The 2,729-nt window shown below is 64.5% G+C and carries 3 protein-coding genes; 2 read left to right on the forward strand and 1 reads right to left on the reverse strand.

All coding sequences use genetic code 11. The features are described from left to right. A partial coding sequence (gene tsaD, locus GPA_RS07295; protein WP_041239236.1) for a tRNA (adenosine(37)-N6)-threonylcarbamoyltransferase complex transferase subunit TsaD occupies positions 1-990 on the forward strand: 990 nt, incomplete at its 5' end. A gap of 118 nt (positions 991-1,108) precedes the next feature. Continuing rightward, entirely contained in the window at positions 1,109-1,987 is an 879-nt protein-coding gene (locus tag GPA_RS07300) for a BRO-N domain-containing protein (protein WP_015539461.1), read from the forward strand. 125 nt (positions 1,988-2,112) lie between these two features. Here GPA_RS07300 and GPA_RS07305 read toward each other — a convergent pair. Then, the coding region (locus tag GPA_RS07305) for an MFS transporter (protein WP_197533078.1) at positions 2,113-2,729 on the reverse strand (617 nt) is incomplete at its 5' end.

A 2,729-nucleotide genomic window follows, 5' to 3' on the forward strand; every position in this document is an offset into this window, starting at 1 on the left:
GCCATCGTGGACGGCGAAGGCAACCTCGTGGCCGACATCGTGGCCTCGCAGGTGGATTTCCACGCGCGCTTCGGCGGCGTGGTGCCCGAGATAGCCAGCCGCAAGCACATCGAGGCCATCTGCGGTGTGTGCGACGAATGCCTCGACGTGGCTGCCGCCCACCTGGGACTGGAGCACCTGACGTGGTCAGACCTCGACGCCGTGGCCGTCACCTACGCGCCCGGCCTCATGGGTGCGCTCGTGGTGGGCGTCGCGTTCGCGAAGGGCGCGGCTTGGGGCGCCGGCAAGCCGCTCATCGGCGTGAACCACCTTGAGGGCCACCTGTACGCGAACAAGATCGGCGCGCCGGACTTCGAGCCACCCGCCGTGGTGTCGCTCGTGTCGGGCGGCAACACCATGCTCGTGCATATGCGGGGCTGGGGCGATTACGAAACGCTCGGCGCCACCATCGACGATGCGGTGGGCGAGGCGTTCGACAAGGTGGCGAAGGCGCTCGGGCTGGGGTATCCCGGCGGCCCCGTGATCTCGCAGCAGGCGGCGCTCGGCAACCCGGATGCCATCGCGTTCCCGCGCGCCATGATGCACTCGGGCGACCTGCGCTTCTCGCTCTCGGGCCTCAAGACGGCGGTCGTCACCTACATCAACAACGAGCGCGATGCCGGCCGCGAGCCCAACGTTCCCGACATTGCCGCCAGCTTCCAGCAGGCGGTGGTGGACGTGCAGGTGAAGAAGGCGGAGATGGCGCTGCGGCAAACGGGCGCGCGCACGTTCTGCCTTGGCGGCGGCGTGGCGGCGAACCCGGTGCTGCGCGATGCCTACCAGGCGCTCTGCAAGCGCCTGCACGTGCGCCTGACCCTTCCGCCTTTGAGCGCCTGCGGCGACAACGCCGGCATGATAGCGCTCGTGGCCCTCGACCGCTACTATGCCGGGAAGTTCTGCCCCTTGGACGCCGATGCCCAAGCCCATGCGAATTTAGACGAACCTTATTAATTAGTATAGAACATAGGTTCGCTTTATGATATACTGACGTCATCGATAAATCGCATGGCGTTGTGCTCGACCAAGCACCCTCCTGTCCAAAACGCCCCGGACCGAAGGAGGGAATCATATGGTCGATTCTTCTGTGAAGCTGTTCGAAAGCCAGGAAATACGCTCGGCGTGGAACGAGGACGAGGAGGAGTGGTACTTCTCCATCGTCGACGTGGTCGGTGCTCTGACGGAGAGCCAGGATGGCCGAAAATACTGGAATAAGCTCAAGCAGCGCCTCAAGGACGAGGGAAATGAAACGGTGACAAATTGTCACCAGTTGAAACTGAAGGCCGCCGACGGCAAAATGCGCCTGACTGACGTAGCAACCACCGAGCAAATCCTCCGTATCGTCCAATCCATCCCCTCCAAGAAAGCCGAGCCGTTCAAGCTGTGGCTCGCGCAGGTGGGCTCCGAGCGCATCGACGAGATCATCGACCCCGAGTTGACGCTCGACCGCGCTCTGGAAACGTACCTCAAAAAGGGGTACGATCGCAACTGGGTCAACCAGCGCCTGCAAACCATCCAGGTGCGCAAGGGGCTCACCGACGAGTGGGAGAGGCGCGGCGTCGAGAAGGGCAAGGAGTACGCTATCCTCACCGACGAGATAACGCGCGCCTGGTCGGGGATGACCACTCGCCAGTACAAGGATCTCAAAGACCTCAAGAAGGAGAACCTGCGCGATAACATGACCACGCTCGAGCTGGTGCTGAACACCTTGGCGGAAGTGACGACGACGGAGTTCTCGAAAGCCAGCCAGCCTGAGGGCTTCGAGGAGAGCCGCCAGGTGGCACGCGAGGGCGGGAGCGTGGCCGGCGCGGCCCGTGCGCAGATAGAGGCCCGCACGGGCAAGCCGGTGACCACGTCTGAAAAAGCTCGCGACTTCGCGAACCTGATAGAAGACGTGCTCGAGACCGATTACGAGCTAACCGAAGGAACGGGGGAGCCTGAAGGGGACTGATCCGGAGGCTCGCGTGAGGCGGGCTGCGGCACAACGAGTCGCATGCGGCTGTCTGCTCGGACGCCCCTTCTAAGAGGTCCTTTGGGAAGCGGGTTAAATTGCCGGGTCTGCGTCGCGACGCTTCCCTAGGCCTTCTTGCGGTCGCGCCTGGTACTCGGGTACGAGAACCAGGCGACTACCCAGGCGGCAAGGATGCAGCCCATGACGCAGCAGATGGTGGCGGGGAAGCCGGCCGCGTCGTTGACGAGCCCCCAAACGATGGAGCTGACGCCTATGCCGACGTCGCTCGCCAGAAGGTAGAGGGCGTTCGCGGCACCCCAGCGCTCGGCGGGCGTGTTCTTCACGGCCACCGATTGGTTGAGCGGCATGCTCACGCCAAGGCAGACGCCGTACAGGATGCCGGCCGCGTAGTAGGCGAGGTCGCTCGATCCGGCCATGAGCAGCAGCAGGAAGCCGGCGAGCCCGCAGGCCGTCGAGGCGGTGCAGATCTTGAGGGGAGCGACGCGGTCCATGAAGGACTTCGACTTGAGGCGCACGGCTATCATGCTCAACGCCGAGAGCGTGTAGAACAGCCCGGGGTTTACCACGCCCAGGGATGTGCCGTACAGCCCGACGAAGAAGATGCCGAACCCGAATGCCGGGCTCAGCACCACCATCGGCAGCGCACCCGGCAACGCGCTCAACTCGAAGAAGCGCCCGAGGCCGCGGGCGGAGGGCTCGGGCGCAGCGCCGCGTGCCTGCC

This window comes from Gordonibacter pamelaeae 7-10-1-b (assembly GCF_000210055.1).
GTDB lineage: Bacteria > Actinomycetota > Coriobacteriia > Coriobacteriales > Eggerthellaceae > Gordonibacter > Gordonibacter pamelaeae.